This is a genomic window from Sphingobacterium sp. UBA6320, assembly GCF_002440335.1.
GTDB lineage: Bacteria > Bacteroidota > Bacteroidia > Sphingobacteriales > Sphingobacteriaceae > Sphingobacterium.
The window spans coordinates 140,799-159,899 of record NZ_DJTA01000019.1 but is presented as its reverse complement, the minus strand read 5'-3'; the positions used below and the strand labels follow the sequence as shown (position 1 = coordinate 159,899).

The window sequence follows — 19,101 nt, the reverse complement described above, 5'->3', positions numbered from 1 at the left end:
AGGAAAAATCATGGGAAAAATAACAGGATTTAAAGAATACGATCGTGAGCTTCCGCAAAAAGAACCGGTAGCTTACAGAATACAGAATTTTCAGGAATTCAATAAAGGTTACACAGATAGTCAACTCAATACACAGGCAGCACGTTGTATGGACTGCGGTATTCCATTTTGTCACTCAGGATGTCCTCTGGGCAATGTAATACCTGAATTTAATGATGCCGTTTACGATGGAAAATGGGAAGATGCATACAACATATTGACCTCAACCAACAACTTTCCAGAATTTACAGGAAGAATTTGTCCGGCACCATGTGAATCAGCATGCGTACTAGGCATACACAGTTCTCCTATTACCATAGAAGAAATTGAAAAACATATTATTGAAATTGCTTTCAATAAAGGTTACGTAAAACCTAACAAAAGTTATATCAAAACAGATAAACGAATTGCTATTGTTGGATCAGGACCTGCGGGTTTAGCTGCAGCCGCACAACTCAATAAAGCTGGACATGAAGTTGTCGTTTTTGAACGTGATGATCAACTTGGAGGCTTACTCCGTTATGGCATACCAGATTTTAAATTAGATAAAAAAATAATTGATCGTCGTATTGCCATTATGCAAGAATCTGGCATCAAATTCAACGTAAATGCAGAAGTCGGAAAAAATATTTCAACCCATGAGCTATTAGCTTTTGACGCAGTTATACTTGCAACAGGATCAACAGTACCATGGTATCTCGACATTCCTGGGAAAGACCTAAAAGGTGTTCATTACGCTATGGACTTTTTAAAACAACAGAACAAAAAAGTAAGTGGCATAGATTATACAGATGAACCTATCATAGCACAAGGCAAACATGTTGTTATTATAGGAGATGGCGATACAGGATCCGATTGTATCGGAACTTCCAATCGCCAGCTAGCACAAAGCATCACACAAATCGCACGCAAACCAATTCCAGCCAAACAAAGATTAAAAAATAATCCGTGGCCACTGGATCAAGTTACATTTAGCACGTCATCTTCTCAAGAAGAAGGATGTGAGCGCCTTTGGGCAACCGAAACCAAAGCATTCCTCAGTGATGAGCACGGGAATGTCAAAGCTGTTCAAATCATAGAAGTCGAGTATCAAGTCGATGATTATGGAAAAAGAACACAATTGGGCCAATCAGAACCAAAAGAGATTCCCGCAGACCTCGTATTACTTGCAGTCGGTTATCAACATACAGAACAGCAGTTGCCACAACAATTAGGCGTCAAAGTCGATGCCAGAGGCAATATAGTAGCGACTGAAAAAGATTATCAAACTTCCGTCAATCATATCTTCACTGCTGGAGATTGCAGAAAAGGACAGTCCTTAGTTGTGTGGGCAATATCAGAAGGTCGAGAATGCGCCAGAAAAGTAGACGAGTTCCTAATGGGCCAGTCAGAACTTGAAAGCAAGGAAGCTATTCATACTTACGCTTAATACCAATCCTAAATAGAAAAGAATGAGCCCTGTAAATTTATTTACGGGGTTTATTCTTTCATCATATTTCTACACATCACGTCCCTAAATGCGATTATTTAAGCAGAGTCTCTCAAAAAAAAATGATCAAAAAACAAGATTGATAAGCACAGATGATCACGTTAGTATAACTATCCATCAAGTATAGCTGGACACAAAAATCACTATCGCATGATGACAAGAAATTCCTATTAATAAATCTTTCTGATCACCAGATCCTGCTTACGTTTTTCAATCTTAGTTTTTAAATATGGATAAAAGAAGACTGCACCTAAAACAATAGCAGCACCTCCATAAAAACCTAAACTCATCGTCTCTTTTTGACCAAAAATCAGCATCGCCAATAAAATACCATATACAGGCTCCAGATTAGTCGTCAATGCTACTGTAAACGCACTCAATTCTTTCATCACAGCGACACCAAGTACGTAAGCAACAGCAGTACAGAGCACACCTAAAATCAATAAATAAATCAGATCAGATTGATTCAATACCATATGCTCATTGAAATCCCCACTAAAAGCCATAAAAATCGAAACCCAAAAGAAAGCCCCCAACATTTCATAAAAAGTGATTAATGTAGCACTTGATTTTTTAACCATTCTTGCATTTGCAATAGAAAAAATACTTGCACAAAATGCACAAGCCAGACCCGCAACAATACCCTCAATATAATTAGATTCAAATTGAAATATCATATATATACCCATGATAATCACCACTCCCACCAGCATATCCATCATGGCAATCTTTTTTCTATTGATCAGAGGTTCCAAAATAGAAGTGTACAATGTCAAAGAAGATAAAGTAACCAAAGCAACCGACACTGTAGACACCTTAATAGCATAAAAAAACAGAACCCAGTGTAATCCCACTATACCTCCCACCATCATGAAAGAAATAAAATCTTTTCGCGATACAAGAATCTGTTGCTTACTAACGATAAGATAGATAAACAAAGAAATAGCAGCGATGAGAACGCGATACCACACAAGATGTATCGCAGAAATAGAGATCAAATTTCCTAGAATACCAGTAAAACCCCATATTAGGATCGTTAAATGCAGAATGAGAACATTCTGATTAATTTTTATTTTAGACATATAGGGACTTGTTTATTTTGGCGCTCTTATGGCCAGATAGATTGCAATAATTAAAAACGTTACATTGGGGATCAATACCGCAATCAATGGTGGAAGCCCACCTTTTAACGAAAACATATTGGCAAATTGAATAAATACAATATAAGTAAAACTCAATCCGATACCCACACCCAGACTCAATCCAATACCTCCTCTTACTTTCTTTGACGACAGGGCAACACCCATTAAGGTCAATACAAATGCTGAAAATGGATATACATAACGCTTATACTTTTCCAGTTTAAGATCCGTCATCATACCAGTCCCCCTAATTTCTTCTTTATAGATACGCTCATTAAGCTCCTTGGTATCCATAGCAGTGAAAATATTGTCATAAAGTTCAAAATCACTAGGTTTCATATCCAAGGTCGTATCTTTGACCGTACCTTTATCCATGCGTTCATGCAGACCATTAATGATACGATTCGAATAATCATGTATTTTCCATTTCGTCGTCACCGAATCCCATGTAATACGTTCAGCAATTAACTTTTCCAATAAAGTATCACCCTTAAATTTCTCTAAGACAAATTTATAGCCAACCTTAGCATTATTATCAAAGTTATCGATATAAACATAACTGTTTTTATCAATTTGCATATGAGTCGATACCTTTGTATTATCCTTCAAGGGCTTGACATACACATTTTCAAACCCGATCTTGATCTTATTCGTTCGAGGAATAATATATAAGTTGAATATAAATGAGACAGCAAATATCAGCGTAGCAGAAAAAGCATAAGGTCTTAAAAGGCGGTTGAAACTATATCCAGCACTTAATATTGGGACAATTTCTGTTTGATCTGCCATCTTTGAAGTAAAAAAGATGACAGCAATAAAGTTGATCAAAGGACATAAGAAATTCAAATAAAACGGAATAAATCCAGCATAATATTCAAATATAATTTTGTCCATAGGAGCATTATATTTCAAGAAATCATCCAACCGCTCAGAAATATCAAAAATAACCATGACGACCGTAAAGATAGCCATCGTGAACACAAAGGTGCTCAGGTACTTTTTAATAATATAACGATCGATTATAGAAAACATAATACTACTAAGATGCAAAAATTACAAACGTTGACCCAATACTTTAACCATTTTATTTTTCCAATCGTAGAATGTACCGTCTACAATTTTCTCACGAGCCTCATTGACCAACCATAAATAAAAGTGTAAGTTATGTAGAGAAGCAATCTGTGCACCTAAAAGTTCTTGTGAACGGATCAAATGACGTAAATATGCTTTTGTATATACTTGATCGGAGTACAGATCACTATCAGGATCAATTGGCGAAAAATCGTCCTTCCATTTTTCATTCTTGATATTGATCGTTCCGTGACGTGTAAAAAGCATACCATTACGTGCATTACGCGTTGGCATGACACAGTCAAACATATCAATACCCAAAGCGATATTTTCAAGTAGATTGATTGGCGTACCCACACCCATCAAGTAACGAGGTTTATCTTCGGGAAGAATATGACACACAACTTCGGTCATCGCATACATTTCCTCAGCAGGTTCTCCTACCGATAAACCTCCGATTGCATTTCCTTCACGATTGAAAGAAGCAATTTTCTCAGCAGACCTTTCGCGTAAGTCTTTATACACAGATCCTTGAACAATTGGGAACAAAGTCTGGTCATATCCATATAAGGGTTCTGTACTGTCAAAACGATCACAACATCTTTTTAACCAACGGTGAGTCATTTCAATAGAACGACGCGCATAGCCATAGTCGCAAGGATAAGGCGTACACTCATCAAAAGCCATAATAATATCTGCACCGATCACCCGCTGCGTATCCATTACATTTTCTGGAGTGAATAAATGCTTTGAACCATCAATATGTGACCGGAACGTTACACCTTCTTCTCGTATCTTACGGTTGTCTGACAAAGAGTAAACTTGATAACCTCCAGAATCTGTTAAAATTGGGCGATCCCAACCATTAAATTTATGAAGACCACCAGCCTTATTCAAAACATCCAGTCCCGGTCGTAAATATAAATGATAAGTATTTCCCAAAATGATTTGAGCTTTAATATCATTTCTCAGCTCATGCTGATGAACACCTTTGACCGTACCTGCTGTACCAACAGGCATGAAAATAGGAGTTTGAATTTTTCCGTGAGCTGTCTCAACAACACCTGCACGCGCTTTAGAAAATTTATCTTGTACTTGAAGGGTGAATTTCATTAATATTTAATTTTTGGGGACTCTAATTTGATGATTTTTACTATTTCAGAAAACAAATTCCCCAGCTTGTTTTTTTAAAAATCTTTGCAAAAATACTATAAAAACCAATGCAAAGACTGTCCTTTTACAAGATTTTAACATTTACACTAGAAAAAACATTATTAAAGCAAATATCCTTCTAACATACTATCTTTGCAAACTATGTCCATCATACAACAATACGCCATCTATTACCCCTATATCGCCTTTGGCGTCATCTGTTTATTACTGCTCATCCAGCTGTACTATATTATATTTGTGTACGGAAAGCTAAGTCTTCATAAAGTGCGCTCTTATCAAGAACAAGATCAATTTGATCCCATCTCTGTTATCATCTGTGCACATAACGAACAGAAAAACCTCCAACAATTTTTAACATACATTTTAGAGCAAGACTATCCTCAATTTGAAGTCATTGTTGTCAATGATTATTCCACTGATGAAACCAAATGGGTTTTAAAAGATTTTCAAGAAAAATATGAAAACCTTAAAATTGTTGATATAAAAGAACATATTCGTCTTAAACACGGAAAGAAATTCGCTGTTACGCTCGGTATCAAATCAGCCATTTACGAAAAACTGGTCTTCACCGATGCCGATTGTAGTCCAAACTCCAACAATTGGTTAAAAGAAACAGCAGGAGCGCTAAGCCAGCCCAACAAAGAAATTGTCATCGGGTATTCGCCATATTTCAAATATAAAGGCTTCTTAAATAAACTCATCCGCTTTGAGACAACCCATACAGCAATGAGTTATCTATCCTATGCCTTAAAGAAAGACGCATACATGGCCGTTGGAAGAAATATGGGATACACAAAAAAACTATTTTTCAGTAAAAAAGGATTTGCTTCCCACATGCATATCAAATCTGGAGATGATGATCTTTTCGTCAATGAAAATGCAACCAAAAAAAATGTAGCCCTATCCATACATCCTGATGCCATAGTGTATTCTGAACCTAAAACAACTTGGAAAACCTATTACAAACAAAAAGCGAGGCACTCAGGAGCATCCGTCATTTACAAAAAAAGACATCAGCGCATGTTGGGCACGCAGCTCATCACGTCCTTTTTATTCTACTGTGCACTAATTCTTACGGCAATTATTTTTCCACACTATTGGTATATACCACTAGCCGCATACCTCATCAGATTAATAACACAGATTTTAGTTTTCAGATCAATATATCGAAAATTAGCAGTTTTTGATCTCATTTGGTGGTTGCCATTATTAGACATCATCTACTATTTCTATATTTGCATCAACGGTTTATTCAACCGAAAAAAGAAATCCATCAGCTGGAAATAATATTCATTTTTAAAACAATCACATTGAATCCTACAGTAGACATTATATATCAGTATTTTCCAAACTTAACAGAAGTTCAGAAAACACAATTTGCACAACTAGCAGAACTTTACCCGTTTTGGAATAATCAGATCAACGTTATTTCACGTAAAGATGTTGAAAGCCTTTACTTACACCACGTGTTACATTCCTTAGGTATCGCAAAATACGCCATGACCTTTGCACCAGGCACACGTATCCTTGATGTAGGCACTGGTGGAGGTTTCCCAGGAATACCATTAGCTATATTATTCCCCGAAGTAAAATTTCACTTAGTAGACTCTATCGGCAAAAAAATTAAAGTAGTTCGCGAAGTAGCAGCAGCACTAGGACTTCAAAATGTAGAAGCAGATCATATTCGTGCCGAGCAATTGGATGACAAATACGATTTTATTGTGTCACGAGCGGTAACACGATTAGCAGATTTTGCTCCTTGGATTCGCAATAAGTTCTTGAAACAAGATAAAAATGGAATTCCAAACGGTATTTTATACCTCAAAGGTGGAGATTTAGCAGAAGAAATTAAAGAATCTCGCTTAAAGGCCGAGCTGCACCCACTATCTAATTATTTCAAAGAAGATTTTTTTGAAACAAAATTTGTGGTTTACGTACCGATGTAATTTAGGGATTTAAAATCTCTAATTTAGGGAGACTCAGACGTTGATGAATAATTTCGACAGAATCAAGGTAGTTCTTTAAACTGTGTTGCACATAAGCAATCTGGTCGTAATGATCTGCCTTGCGCAACCATCTAGAGGAAGGTTCATAATAAGCACGAAACTTAACCAAAGAGTCTCCCGTTAGAACAGTGTATGCTTGAGTTAAAGCAGCCCATTTTGCTAAGACCTTGTCCTGTTCAAACTCACGTTCAAACTGCTTCTGAAGCCGTCGAGAAGCACGACCTTGCCTGCTCAAAAGATTATAAAACTTATTGAGATTAACTGCCAAACCACCCATATGGGGTAAGGTCACCATGTTTTTCGTATCTCCCCAAAAGTATATCGACCTATACGTAACCAGCTTTTCGGCCATTTTCTCTTCCGCTGATGATTTTTCCCCGACTATTTGTGCAGTATCCAATATGGTGGTATCCTGCTTAATTATTTTTGTACTCCGAACACTGGTATCTTGAAAGGAAAAGACAAAACAAGCAGATGAAGGCAACGCACCGCTAACAGATAAAAGTAGACAGATAGACAGCAAAAAAAATAAGCGACCTGTATTCATTTCTTTATAATGAGTTATTTAAAAATAATAACAAAAGAAAGATAATTGGCGATTTTAACTTTGTTTAACTGTCTATCAATCTTTAATGACTAACCCAATTCCTCAATAATTTTCTTACCGATCGCATTGATCTCTTCGTCCATACCAAACATCGGTAAGCCCGTCTCAGGATTAGTTTTCAACCACACATTCTCTGTATCTTTAATAATCTGCACATACTCTACCCCCTCTTTAAAAATAACATAAGTATCTTCTTCTTCCGGGAATACCGAGTAAACAACATTTTCAATTTCTATATCAAAAGGCTCTTTCATTTCCATATTGCAAAAATTTAATGGACAAAGTTATTGGTTTTCTTGAGTAATTCAATACCTCTCTCCATTTCCTCTTTCAGAGGACCATGTTCAGCCATAATATAATCAAGTAGTACAATAAATCAATAATGCCATCAGCTGAAATATACTAGAATATATCAATTTTTAGTTTTAAATCACAGAACTAAAGCCTATCTTTAAAATACCAACTATGAACTTTTACCATCAAATAGCACTTACCAAAATTAAGGGGGTAGGACCTAAAACTGCGCGCATTTTACTCGCTCACTGTGGTTCTGTGCAAGAGATTTTGGAGACTAAAGCAAGCACATTAGCAAAAATCCCGGGAGTAAGCAGTAGAACAGCAAACGAAATAGCAGCAAAAAACTATCAAGAAGCAACCGAAAAAGAACTTGCATTTGTTGAAAAACATCATATACAAGTGCTGTGGATCGACAATTCAGATTATCCACAGAAATTAAAAAACTGCGAAGATGCACCTCTTGTTCTATATTACAAAGGCAATACTCATCTCAATAAACAACGGATCGTTAGTATCGTTGGTACAAGAAACGCTACAAATTATGGTCGTAAAATTTGTGACAAGCTTATTGAACAAATGCAACCATTGAATACAACAATTGTCAGCGGGCTCGCCTATGGCATTGATATCATGGCCCATCGAGCTGCACTTCATCATCAGATACCTACAATAGCCGTATTAGGTCATGGGCTAGACCGCATATATCCTACTAGTCATAGAGAAACGGCAACAGCCATGCTGCAGCACGGAGGTCTACTGACCGAATTCCCTTCCGACAGCAATCTCGACCGCCAAAACTTTCCTATGCGCAATCGTATTATTGCAGGAATGTCCGACGTAACAATCGTGATCGAAGCCGCTATAAAAGGAGGTGCCCTCATCACTGCTGAAATAGCCAATAGCTACAACCGAGATGTATGCGCCTTTCCAGGTGCTATAGATCAAGCCTACTCAGCTGGATGCAATTATTTGATCAAGACAAACCGTGCTCATCTAATTCGAGATGCCAAAGACCTCTGTTATCTCATGAATTGGGAACCTCAGCAAGAACAAATCGGTGTACAATTACCACTGATACCCACCGATTTAAACCGTGATCAACTTTATCTCTATACTTTCTTACAAGATAAACAGCAAGCTGGAATTGATGAGATCACGCATTACTGCAAGTGGCCTCAAAGTAAGCTCGCGATGATCCTACTCGAAATGGAGATGAATGGTCATATCACCTCTTTACCTGGCAAAATATATAAAATTTAAACCTAAACAACCTTATAAAACTAAATGAAAGAAAATACAAACACCAAAACAATTTGGAAGGTAATTGGAGCCTCTTCCATGGGAACCCTCATCGAATGGTATGACTTCTTTATTTTCGGAAGTCTCTCCATCGTTATTTCAACCAAATTTTTTCCAGCAGACAATCCCACTGCTGCATTCCTTTCCACCCTAGCCACATTTGCAGCAGGCTTTGTCGTACGACCATTTGGCGCACTCTTTTTCGGCCGATTAGGAGACCTGATTGGGAGAAAATACACATTTATGGTTACATTATTATTAATGGGAGGTGCGACATTCCTCATCGGCTGCATCCCAAGTTATGAAAGCATCGGTTTTTTCGCACCCTTATTAGTACTGATTTTACGTTTATTACAAGGGCTTGCGCTTGGAGGTGAATATGGTGGAGCAGCAACATATGTTGCCGAGCATGCACCAGAAGGCCAACGTGGCTACTGGACATCCTGGATACAAACAACAGCAACTTTCGGTTTATTTATCTCTTTAGTTGTTATACTGGTAACAAAATACATCTTAACCGAACAACAATTTGACGCATGGGGATGGCGTGTTCCCTTTATTCTATCCATACTCATGGTCTATGTATCTTATCTCATCCGTAAAAACATGAGCGAATCACCCGAGTTCGCCAAAGCCAAACAAGAAGGTACAACCAGCAAAAATCCCTTAAAAGAAAGCTTCGGTAATCGTTACAATCTTAAATTTGTACTACTAGCTTTATTTGGCGCCGCAATGGGACAGGGAGTAGTATGGTACACCGGGCAATTCTACTCCATGAGTTACATGAAAACCGTTATGCATCTCAATTCTGACGAAGCAGATATGATCTTAGGAACAGCATTGCTGGTCGGAACACCATTTTTCATCCTTTTTGGTTGGTTAAGTGATAAAGTCGGAAGAAAGTGGATTATGCTTTTAGGGATGCTATTCGCACTTTGTACCTACCGACCTATTTACAAAGCGATGTACCAACTAGCAGATACCACAACAAAAGAAATAAGTTTTAGTAAAATCCAAAAATTAAATAATAATCAACAACTTACCATAAAGGAATACACAGATGGAACTCAAATGCAAGAAACAAGTGAACTAACAAACACAAAGCAAACCATTATCAAGAAGAATATCACAGTACATGGCCAAAACCGCATATGGTTAACCGCATTAATATTCATCCAGATTATTTACATAACCATGGTCTATGGTCCAATTGCAGCTTTTTTAGTCGAAATGTTTCCAGTCAAGATACGTTACACATCGATGTCACTTCCTTACCATGTCGGAAATGGTATTTTCGGAGGCCTATTACCCGCAATTTCGACTTACCTGACCACCAATGCACAAGTCGCACAAGATCCTGAATTTTATCTAGCAGGACTATGGTATCCCATCATTATTGCAGCCGTATGCTTCATAATCGGATCACTATATATAAAAAATAAACCTAATCATCTCAACAATGGATAATCTAAAAAAAATATTAGGCATTCTATGGATTGCCCTAGCCCTTTTCACCGCATACTTTTGCCTTTTTGAGCTCGCAATTCCCAAAATAAAGATCGGTCACCAAGAAGATTTAGTATTCGGAATCATCATTATGTTTGTTTTGACCCCGATTATATCGCTAGGATTAGGGCTTTTTGGCTATTATTCCCTTTGTGGAGAGTATGCAAAAGACAAAACTTAAAATTATTGTAGCTGACTATCAATACAGTAAGCACAAATAGCAAAAAATCTTTCTTTAGAAGGATTTTTTTTCTACTTTTGTGACGGGTAAGTCTTTTACGACCAGCTCCCATTGACTCCCCCAGGTTGGGAACAAAGCAAGGGTATTTGGTTGAGCGGTGCGATAAAAGGAGCTTACCCATTTTTTATGCCCAAAATTTCGGGTAGCTTCCTTTCACAAATCGTAAATACACAGCAATTTTAAGGAATACTTCTACTAAACAAAATAATTTTGTTTATTTGTAACTGAATTAGAACTATCGTATGAGTTGGTTTAAAAGAGATAAAGCCGGAATAAACACGGCAACAGAAAATAAAAAAGAGGCGCCAGACGGATTGTGGAACAAATGTCCTTCATGTAAAAAACCGTTGTTGAACCTTGAACAAATCGAAAACAATTACGTTTGTCAATACTGTGGATACCACCTTAGAATTGGTTCTGCAGCTTATTTTTCAATCATTTTTGATAATAATGAGTTTACTGAATTATTCCCTACACTAAGCTCAGGAGATCCAATAAATTTCTTCGATTCAAAGCCCTACACAGAACGTTTAAAAGAAAGCCAAGCAAAAACTGGATTGGTAGATGCTATTCGATCTGGTCATGGCAAGATTGATGGTCAAGAATTAGTGATTGCCTGTATGGACTTTACCTTCATCGGAGGATCAATGGGATCTGTAGTAGGTGAAAAGATTGCACGCTCCATAGATTATTGTATCGAACATAAACTTCCTTTTATGTTGATCTCAAAATCAGGTGGTGCACGTATGATGGAAGCTGCATTTTCATTGATGCAGATGGCAAAAACTGCTGCAAAATTAGCATTGTTAGCTAAAGCAGGCTTACCATATGTATGTTTACTTACAGATCCAACAACAGGAGGAGTAACTGCTTCTTACGCAATGTTAGGTGATATTAATATCGCTGAACCTGGAGCTCTAATTGGCTTCGCAGGACCTCGTGTAATCAAAGAAACGATTAAAAAAGATCTTCCAAAAGGATTCCAAACATCAGAATTTATTCTAGAACATGGTTTCTTGGATTTTATCGTGGATAGAAGACAATTGAAAGATAAAGTATCGACCTATTTAAGATTGGTAAAGTAATCCAAATCTATTCAATAAAAAATATACCTGGCAGACATGCTAGCTTTAAAATAAGAGCGCTATCGGTAGCGCTCTTATTTTTTGTAATATTGTCCAAAAGCCCAAAACTTTCGCTGCGACAAGTAATCAAAATTAGCCTCATTAGCATAAGCTTCACGCTCGTAAGAAATATTTAAATAAGCAGTATGAAAATCACGGTATTGTACATATCGAAATAAAAATTCAAGTAGATAGCTCATATAAAAAAATATAATCAACAACTCAGCAGCCTGCCTGATATGAATCCGCTCATGATTGATCAATTGTTTATTCTCTTTAAACATACGCTTTTTCAGAAAAATAAAAGGATAAATAGTAATGGCATCAGCCTTCCCAAATGAAAATATTTTTGTCCAAAAACGACTAACCAAAATCATAACTCTTCAAATTTAAAAATTCAATTTTACTAAAATGCGATAGATCAATATCGCCCCCCACTAAGAAAGATCTGCAACAAACAGTTCAACAGAGAGTATAAAAATAACAAAGCATGACATAAAAAATATGAATAGATATGAAAACGAATAAATTTGTCTTAGATACACAATACAATTGCTTATCTAAGTAAATTTATCTAAGTTTGTTATATAAAACTTAGTAAATCAGTATGCCTTACAAAGAGCGCGAAATTAATAAATTGTATTATACGATGGGTGAAGTGACAGCAATGTTTAATGTCAATGCATCCCAAATTCGTTTTTATGAGCGTGAATTTGATATTATTCAACCCAAAAAGAATAAAAAAGGAAATCGTCTGTTTACACAAGATGATATTGCTAATTTGAAAATTATTTTCAACTTAGTCAAAGATAAAGGATATACACTCCAAGGTGCTCGAGAGTATCTACGCACCAATAAATCAGAAGCAAAAGAAAATCAACGCGTTGTTGATTCCTTAGAAAAATTAAAAAGCTTTTTATTGGAAGTGCGCGATAGCTTATAAATTTTAGCCTTATCTTCCAGCGAGCTCAATAATTTCTAAATGCTCGATTTTACTCCCATTAATTTCAAATCGCATCAGTGTTCTCACCTTATGCCATCCCTGTTTACCAGCAGCACCAGGATTCAGATGTAGACATTTTAATTTCTGATCATACATCACCTTCAAAATATGTGAATGACCTGTAATAAATAATTGAGGCGGATCTTCGGATATCTTTTTCTTAATTCTCGGAGCATATTTACCAGGGTACCCTCCAATATGCGTCAACCACACATCAACCCCCTCACAGGAAAATCTCAAATCTTCAGGAAACCGAAGCCGTAACGCTTGATCGTCGATATTACCGTAGACACCACGCAGAGGTTTAAAGCCCTCCAGCTGATCAGCAACATTGCTATTACCAAAATCACCAATATGCCATATCTCATCACAATGCTCGAAATGTTTAAATACAGCTTCATCTAAATAAGAATGCGTGTCAGAAATCAATCCAATCTTTGTCATACTAAAAAGCTAAAAAATAAGGTTTCAAAGCAGTTTTATACATATCCGAATAAACACCCTTTGCTTGATAAATAATAAAATCAGAGACTACAGCCTCACCACAATAACCCTTCTGATAAATAACAATTTTTCGAATGACCACATCATTTTCAAAAGATCGGATCAAGATCTCCCGTTCTAATCTCAAATCCAATTTTTCGGCTATTACTTTCAAGTCATCCGCCAATAACGTAGGTAAGATCAAAGCCAAGCACCCAGTTGGAGATAGAGATTGAGCCGAAAATTGCAATAATTCATTAAAAAATTCTAAATTGGTATGTCTAGCCAATTTCTTTCTTGCATCTGGATTATGCAAAGAATCCGTGTAAAAAGGTGGATTAGAAATAATAAAATCAAACGGCTTAGTATCATCCAAATCTTGAAATGAACAAGCATGCATCACCATACGATCACTAAAGATAGAATTTCTAAAATTTGATACCGCCCGGTGAGCCGACTCTGGATCAATCTCTACAGCGACCACCTCGCTTTTAACATAGCGCTGTGCCAACATCAAAGCGATTACCCCGGTTCCTGTACCAATATCCAATATACGGGATGAAGAATCAATCTGAACCAATGCAGCCAGTAATACACCATCTGTATTAATTTTCATCGCACAATCCGACTGATCCACCGCAAACTCTTTAAATTGAAATATAGAAGCCATCCCCACAAAGATAATTGTTTTAGAGCCGTTGTGTTGGTCAGATCAATATAAAAATTAAATAAATTTTCGTTACTTTATACGATCAACTAAAGTCCATATGAATCGTTATATATTTGTCATACTCTTCAGTATCATTTCATTAATCAGTAATTTCACATACTGTGCAGCACAAGAAACATGTGAATCTACCATAAAAAATTCTCTTGAGGCAATAACCAAATTATTAAATACAAATCAATATGCTCAATTAACACCAATAGTGGCACAAATCGAGCAAAGCTGTGGTCCCACCGAATTAGGCCAACGGATCAAAATTATAAATTTAATTATAGCAAAGCAGCAAAGTAGCAATGCGATAGAAAAATATATAGAAAATGGTTTTGATGAACAATTAATCATTCGATTTCGGGATGCCGAAAGAGAAGATTACATTTACCAATATGAGTCCAATAAACAGCAATATAATTATTTCCCATTAAGGCACCCCATTGACCTATTGATCAAAACACGGTCAAAAGCATTATTGCAATCACAATCCTATGTCCTGTCAGAAGCCGAAGTCGATATCTTAAACCTTTTTTCTAACAACGAATTATTAAAAAACCAACAAGGAGCAATCCAGGATACTCGGCAAAACAATAGCCAGACAATCATAAAAGATCATACCGAAAACACGATCAAAGAAGAACAAGAAGACCCAATAGCCATAGCAGAGTACGACAACAAGTCAAGAATCGGTTTTCTACCTTATATAGGAGTATATGGACCACTAGGAGGTTCAAATACAACATTTGGTCCAAACATGTCACTCGGATTTTCCATCATGAGTTCTTTAGCCAAATCATTTATTTTTGAAGGAGGATTTAAAGTGCGGATCAATAGCAATGATAAAAATTTTGATTACAATTATTACGGTACGACAGAATCTGTAAATGCTGACTTTGGTCTTTTTTTCGGAGGTGCTCTTGGATATAAAATCTACGATAACACCAAATTTATTGTCATCCCGAAACTTAATTTAGGAATAGACATGGTAGATACTGGAATATCCGAAGACATTTATACCGATGGATACTACGATTCTTTTGGGGATTATATATACGGAGGAAATTCAAAAAAATTGTACACCGTTAATACCATGCATCTTGGACTAAGTATAGCCGGCATGCGACAATTAAAAGGAAAAAATTATATTGGATTAGAAGCTGGATATCACTATACACCATACCAATGGGATAGTAAACTCATGAGCAACATCTATAATCACTACGGAAGCGTAGAATTATTTTTTCGCTTTTAATTCTTTAGTAGACGTTGGATCTCGTCCAACTTCATAAGAGCCTCGACAGGAGTCAACGTATTTACATCCAAATTATTCAGCATATCACGGATTTTCTCAAGCACTGGATCATCAATTGAGAACATCTGCAATTGATAAGCCTGCTTTTGAATTTTCCGCATACTATCCTTGATCTGTTCCCCACCTGTTCGCTCCTGTTCCAATCGTTTCAATATTTCATTGGCCCGAGAAAGCAATTTCGGAGGCATACCAGCCAATTTAGCAACATGAATACCAAAACTATGCTCTGACCCGCCAGGAACTAACTTACGCAAGAATATCACCTTATTATTGACCTCCTTAACCGTCACATTATAATTTTTAATACGCGGCATAGAATTCGTCAATTCGTTTAATTCATGATAGTGAGTCGCAAATAAAGTTTTGGCTTTAGCAGTAGGATGATTATGTAAAAACTCAGCAATAGCCCAAGCAATAGAAATACCATCATAAGTACTTGTACCACGACCGATCTCATCCAGTAAAATTAAACTACGGTCCGAAAGGTTGTTCATGATACTCGCAGTCTCATTCATCTCAACCATAAAAGTCGATTCACCAGAAGACAAATTATCCGAAGCACCTACACGCGTAAAAATCTTATCAACAAGACCAATTTTAGCTTCCTTTACAGGTACAAAAGAGCCAATCTGAGCCATCAGCACAATCAGAGCAGTCTGACGTAAAAGCGCAGACTTACCCGCCATATTCGGCCCTGTAATGATGATGACCTGTTGCGTGTCGTTATCCAAATAGACATCATTCGTGATATAATCCTCACCAATAGCCATTTTCTTTTCAATAACTGGGTGTCGCCCCCCTTTAATATCCAAGACCTTACTTTCAGAAATCTCCGGTTGAACATAATAATTCTTTTCTGCAATAACAGAAAAGTTCAAGAGTACATCCAATTTTGCAAGCAGTTGGGCATTCAACTGAATCGGTTTGATATAAGCAGCAATAGCGACCAGCAATTCAGCATAAAGACGATTTTCGATAACCTGAATCTTTTCTTCCGCTCCCAAGATTTGATCCTCATATTCCTTAAGCTCCTCCGTAATATAACGTTCAGCATTGACAAGCGTCTGTTTACGAATCCATGCAGAAGGCACCTTATCGCGATGCGTATTGGTCACCTCCAAATAATACCCAAATACATTATTAAAAGCGATCTTTAGGGAAGGAATACCAGTAGCCTCTGCTTCTCTTTTTTGGATTTCAATTAAATAATCTTTACCACCAAAAGCTATTTTACGCAGACGATCCAATTCATCATCAACCCCATCAGCAATGACATTACCCTTATTGAGAGCCACTGGAGGTTCAGCAAAAACTTCTTTCTCGATCTTATCACGGATGATCCCACATACATTCAACTGTTCAGCAATGACGCGCAACGCCTCCGAATTTTCCTGATTGCTCAACTCCTTTAATTTCTCAATAGCATACAAAGCACGTTTCAACTGCACAATCTCTCTAGGCGAAGCTTTCTGAAGACCAATTTTAGAAATTAACCTTTCCAGATCGCCCACATATTTGATCTCTTGAATCAAAGCATCACGCAATTCTTTATGCTCCGTGAAATACGCAACAACATCCAACCTTTCCTGAATAGACTTACGATCTTTCAATGGCATCACAATCCATCTTTTCAATAAACGAGCACCCATCGGAGAAGCCGTTTGATCCAATACATCTGACAACGTCGTTGCATTTTCGTTAGCAGACCCGATCAATTCCAAATTTCGCACCGTAAAACGGTCTAACCACATATGGCGATCTTCTTCGATACGTGCAATATTTGAAATATGCTGCAAGTTGCGATGTTCAGTTTCATTTAGATAATGCAAGGCAACACCAGCAGCAACAATTCCAACAGGCATCCGATCAATACCAAAGCCTTTCATCGAATTAACTTCGAAGTGCTTCAATAAACTCTCCGATGCGTAATCACCAGTATATGGCCATTCATCAAGTGTATAAGTATAATATTGGTTACCAAAAAAATCTAAAAACTCTTTAGACTGCTTGCGTGACATAATAACTTCAGTAGGTTTAAAACCCTGCAAAAGCTTATCAATATAAGATTGAGTACCTTGCGCCACCAAAAATTCTCCTGTAGAAATATCCAAGAAAGAAATTCCAATTTGCGTTTTATCAATAAAAATCGATGCGAGATAATTATTCGATTTCTGCTGAACAATATTATCATTATAAGACACACCAGGTGTCACCAATTCCGTTACGCCACGTTTAACAATAGTTTTAGTTTGCTTAGGATCCTCCAATTGATCACAGATTGCCACACGTTGACCCGCACGAACAAGTTTTGGAAGATAAGTTTCCAAAGAATGATGAGGAAAACCTGCCAATGCAGTTTCAGATTCCGTTCCATTTCCCCTTTTGGTTTGTACAATACCTAATATACTGGCGGCCTTAATAGCATCTTCACCAAATGTTTCATAAAAATCACCTACACGGAACAACAACAAAGCACCAGGATATTTAACCTTGATTGCATTATATTGTTGCATTAATGGAGTTACCTTTTTTTCTGCCTTTGCCAATTGGATTTCGTTTATGATAATAAGCCGTAAAAATAACATAATCTACCTGATTAGACAAACGATCAAAGAGAATATGAAAACTTAATCCACTTTTTTAACTTCTAACACATCTTTCATCGCTCCTATCCTCAACTAAACGATCATACCATACACCTAAGCCTAGACGAAAAAACATGTTATTGAAAAAAAGCAGCGTACAAACCAGATCTACCAAAACAATTAGACAAAATATTTCGTTCCTTTGCATAGTTTTTCAAAAGATATGGCAATTAAGAGAACGAATCATGTTAAGAAAAAAAAGATTCAAACAAGCTGGAAAAAAAAGTTAAAAATTTGGTCATTACGTATCATTGGAGGTTTTTTTGCAATAACAATATTTTGGGTATTGGCACTTAAATTTATCAATCCACCCATCACGTGGCTCATGATTCAACGAGGTTTTGAGCTTCAGGCCGCAGACAAAGGATTTAAGCTAGAGAAAGACTGGTTAAATTACGAAAAGCTTTCAGACAACTTAAAACATGCTGCAATAGCTGGAGAAGATGCACACTTTATGACGCATTGGGGATTTGATACCGATGCCATTCAAAAAGCAATAGAAAAGAACAAAGATGGAAAAAACCTCCGTGGAGGAAGTACCATCAGTCAGCAGGTAGCAAAAAATGTGTTCCTGTGGCCAAAAAGATCATGGCTTAGAAAAGGTTTAGAAACCTATTTTACAGTTTTGATCGAAACATTCTGGAGTAAAAAACGAATTTTGGAAGTCTATCTCAATGTCATCGAAATGGGACAGGGAGTATATGGTGCAGAGGCAGCATCTCAATACTATTACAAAAAATCAGGATCAACATTATCAAAAAAGCAAGCTGCGCTGATCATTGCCATTTTGCCTAATCCAAGACAGTGGGATGCCCGAAATCCATCTACATATGTCAATCGTAGAGCAAATAGCATAGTTCGGTATATGGATCATTATCATATACCCGAGTAATCCAAACAGCCACTTAATCTAAGGAATTGATCATAATGAGATAAAAAAAGCGAT

At 36.9% G+C, this 19,101-nt stretch carries 19 protein-coding genes and 1 other RNA gene; 11 read left to right on the top strand and 9 right to left on the bottom strand.

Annotated elements, in window-relative coordinates:
• Positions 1–10: 10 nt before the first annotated feature.
• Positions 11–1,468 carry a glutamate synthase subunit beta gene (locus B3P23_RS12005; protein WP_293926239.1) on the top strand — a complete coding sequence of 486 codons (1,458 nt, stop codon included), beginning with the start codon at positions 11–13 and terminating at the stop codon, positions 1,466–1,468.
• Positions 1,469–1,698: 230 nt separating this feature from the next.
• On the opposite strand, the gene B3P23_RS12000 is transcribed toward B3P23_RS12005, so the two are convergent.
• Genes B3P23_RS12000 through tgt form a run of 3 tightly spaced genes read right to left on the bottom strand, consistent with a single transcriptional unit; the run spans position 1,699 to position 4,854 of the window.
• On the bottom strand, positions 1,699–2,610 hold the full coding sequence (locus tag B3P23_RS12000; RefSeq protein ID WP_260946979.1) for a DMT family transporter: 912 nt from the start codon (positions 2,608–2,610) through the stop codon (positions 1,699–1,701).
• A 12-nt stretch (positions 2,611–2,622) separates the two neighbouring features.
• Positions 2,623–3,702 (bottom strand): LptF/LptG family permease, encoded by a 1,080-nt coding sequence (locus B3P23_RS11995; protein ID WP_248754810.1) that lies wholly within the window; start codon positions 3,700–3,702, stop codon positions 2,623–2,625.
• Between the two features lie 21 nt (positions 3,703–3,723).
• The gene (gene tgt / locus B3P23_RS11990; RefSeq protein ID WP_094771771.1) at positions 3,724–4,854 is read right to left on the bottom strand and encodes a tRNA guanosine(34) transglycosylase Tgt; all 1,131 of its coding nucleotides are present in this window, start codon (positions 4,852–4,854) and stop codon (positions 3,724–3,726) included.
• Positions 4,855–5,055: 201 nt separating this feature from the next.
• Between tgt and B3P23_RS11985 the strand changes: the two genes are divergently transcribed.
• Positions 5,056–6,201: a glycosyltransferase gene (locus B3P23_RS11985; protein ID WP_293926233.1), complete on the top strand. Its 1,146-nt coding sequence runs from the start codon at positions 5,056–5,058 to the stop codon at positions 6,199–6,201.
• Positions 6,202–6,224: 23 nt separating this feature from the next.
• Positions 6,225–6,860, top strand: a complete 636-nt coding sequence (gene rsmG / locus B3P23_RS11980) for a 16S rRNA (guanine(527)-N(7))-methyltransferase RsmG (protein ID WP_045752503.1) — start codon at positions 6,225–6,227, stop codon at positions 6,858–6,860.
• Position 6,861: 1 nt separating this feature from the next.
• Here the strand turns inward: rsmG and B3P23_RS11975 are convergent, their stop codons facing one another.
• Positions 6,862–7,467: a hypothetical protein gene (locus B3P23_RS11975; RefSeq protein WP_293926231.1), complete on the bottom strand. Its 606-nt coding sequence runs from the start codon at positions 7,465–7,467 to the stop codon at positions 6,862–6,864.
• A gap of 89 nt (positions 7,468–7,556) precedes the next feature.
• The gene (locus B3P23_RS11970; protein WP_045752501.1) at positions 7,557–7,787 is read right to left on the bottom strand and encodes a hypothetical protein; all 231 of its coding nucleotides are present in this window, start codon (positions 7,785–7,787) and stop codon (positions 7,557–7,559) included.
• Positions 7,788–7,992: 205 nt separating this feature from the next.
• Between B3P23_RS11970 and dprA the strand changes: the two genes are divergently transcribed.
• The 5 genes from dprA to accD all read left to right on the top strand — a co-directional run bounded on the left by dprA (position 7,993) and on the right by accD (position 11,955).
• Positions 7,993–9,084, top strand: a complete 1,092-nt coding sequence (gene dprA / locus B3P23_RS11965) for a DNA-processing protein DprA (RefSeq protein ID WP_293926228.1) — start codon at positions 7,993–7,995, stop codon at positions 9,082–9,084.
• A gap of 24 nt (positions 9,085–9,108) precedes the next feature.
• The gene (locus tag B3P23_RS11960) at positions 9,109–10,590 is read left to right on the top strand and encodes an MFS transporter (RefSeq protein WP_248754813.1); all 1,482 of its coding nucleotides are present in this window, start codon (positions 9,109–9,111) and stop codon (positions 10,588–10,590) included.
• Entirely contained in the window at positions 10,583–10,810 is a 228-nt protein-coding gene (locus B3P23_RS21425; protein WP_349681564.1) for a DUF6814 family protein, read from the top strand. Before B3P23_RS11960 ends, B3P23_RS21425 begins: the two co-directional genes overlap by 8 nt.
• Positions 10,811–10,894: 84 nt before the next feature.
• Positions 10,895–10,992: signal recognition particle sRNA small type (ffs, locus tag B3P23_RS11955), an RNA gene on the top strand.
• A 120-nt stretch (positions 10,993–11,112) separates the two neighbouring features.
• Positions 11,113–11,955 (top strand): acetyl-CoA carboxylase, carboxyltransferase subunit beta, encoded by an 843-nt coding sequence (gene accD / locus B3P23_RS11950; protein WP_045752497.1) that lies wholly within the window; start codon positions 11,113–11,115, stop codon positions 11,953–11,955.
• Between the two features lie 74 nt (positions 11,956–12,029).
• Here accD and B3P23_RS11945 read toward each other — a convergent pair whose 3' ends face one another.
• Positions 12,030–12,371, bottom strand: coding sequence for a hypothetical protein (locus B3P23_RS11945; RefSeq protein WP_045752496.1), 342 nt, complete (start codon positions 12,369–12,371; stop codon positions 12,030–12,032).
• A gap of 230 nt (positions 12,372–12,601) precedes the next feature.
• Between B3P23_RS11945 and B3P23_RS11940 the strand changes: the two genes are divergently transcribed.
• Entirely contained in the window at positions 12,602–12,937 is a 336-nt protein-coding gene (locus tag B3P23_RS11940; protein WP_045752495.1) for a MerR family transcriptional regulator, read from the top strand.
• A gap of 9 nt (positions 12,938–12,946) precedes the next feature.
• Here B3P23_RS11940 and B3P23_RS11935 read toward each other — a convergent pair whose 3' ends face one another.
• Complete coding sequence (locus B3P23_RS11935) at positions 12,947–13,441, bottom strand: metallophosphoesterase family protein (RefSeq protein WP_248754814.1); 495 nt, start codon at positions 13,439–13,441, stop codon at positions 12,947–12,949.
• 1 nt (position 13,442) lies between these two features.
• Entirely contained in the window at positions 13,443–14,150 is a 708-nt protein-coding gene (locus tag B3P23_RS11930; protein WP_293926221.1) for a tRNA1(Val) (adenine(37)-N6)-methyltransferase, read from the bottom strand.
• A gap of 97 nt (positions 14,151–14,247) precedes the next feature.
• Here B3P23_RS11930 and B3P23_RS11925 point away from each other — a divergent pair, with 97 nt between their 5' ends.
• Positions 14,248–15,450 (top strand): hypothetical protein, encoded by a 1,203-nt coding sequence (locus B3P23_RS11925; protein ID WP_293926218.1) that lies wholly within the window; start codon positions 14,248–14,250, stop codon positions 15,448–15,450.
• On the opposite strand, the gene mutS is transcribed toward B3P23_RS11925, so the two are convergent.
• Positions 15,447–18,056 carry a DNA mismatch repair protein MutS gene (mutS, locus tag B3P23_RS11920; protein WP_293926215.1) on the bottom strand — a complete coding sequence of 870 codons (2,610 nt, stop codon included), beginning with the start codon at positions 18,054–18,056 and terminating at the stop codon, positions 15,447–15,449. The two genes, B3P23_RS11925 and mutS, sit on opposite strands and share 4 nt — an antisense overlap.
• 262 nt (positions 18,057–18,318) lie before the next feature.
• Here mutS and mtgA point away from each other — a divergent pair, with 262 nt between their 5' ends.
• Complete coding sequence (gene mtgA, locus B3P23_RS11915; protein ID WP_293926212.1) at positions 18,319–19,047, top strand: monofunctional biosynthetic peptidoglycan transglycosylase; 729 nt, start codon at positions 18,319–18,321, stop codon at positions 19,045–19,047.
• Positions 19,048–19,101 lie beyond the last annotated feature (54 nt).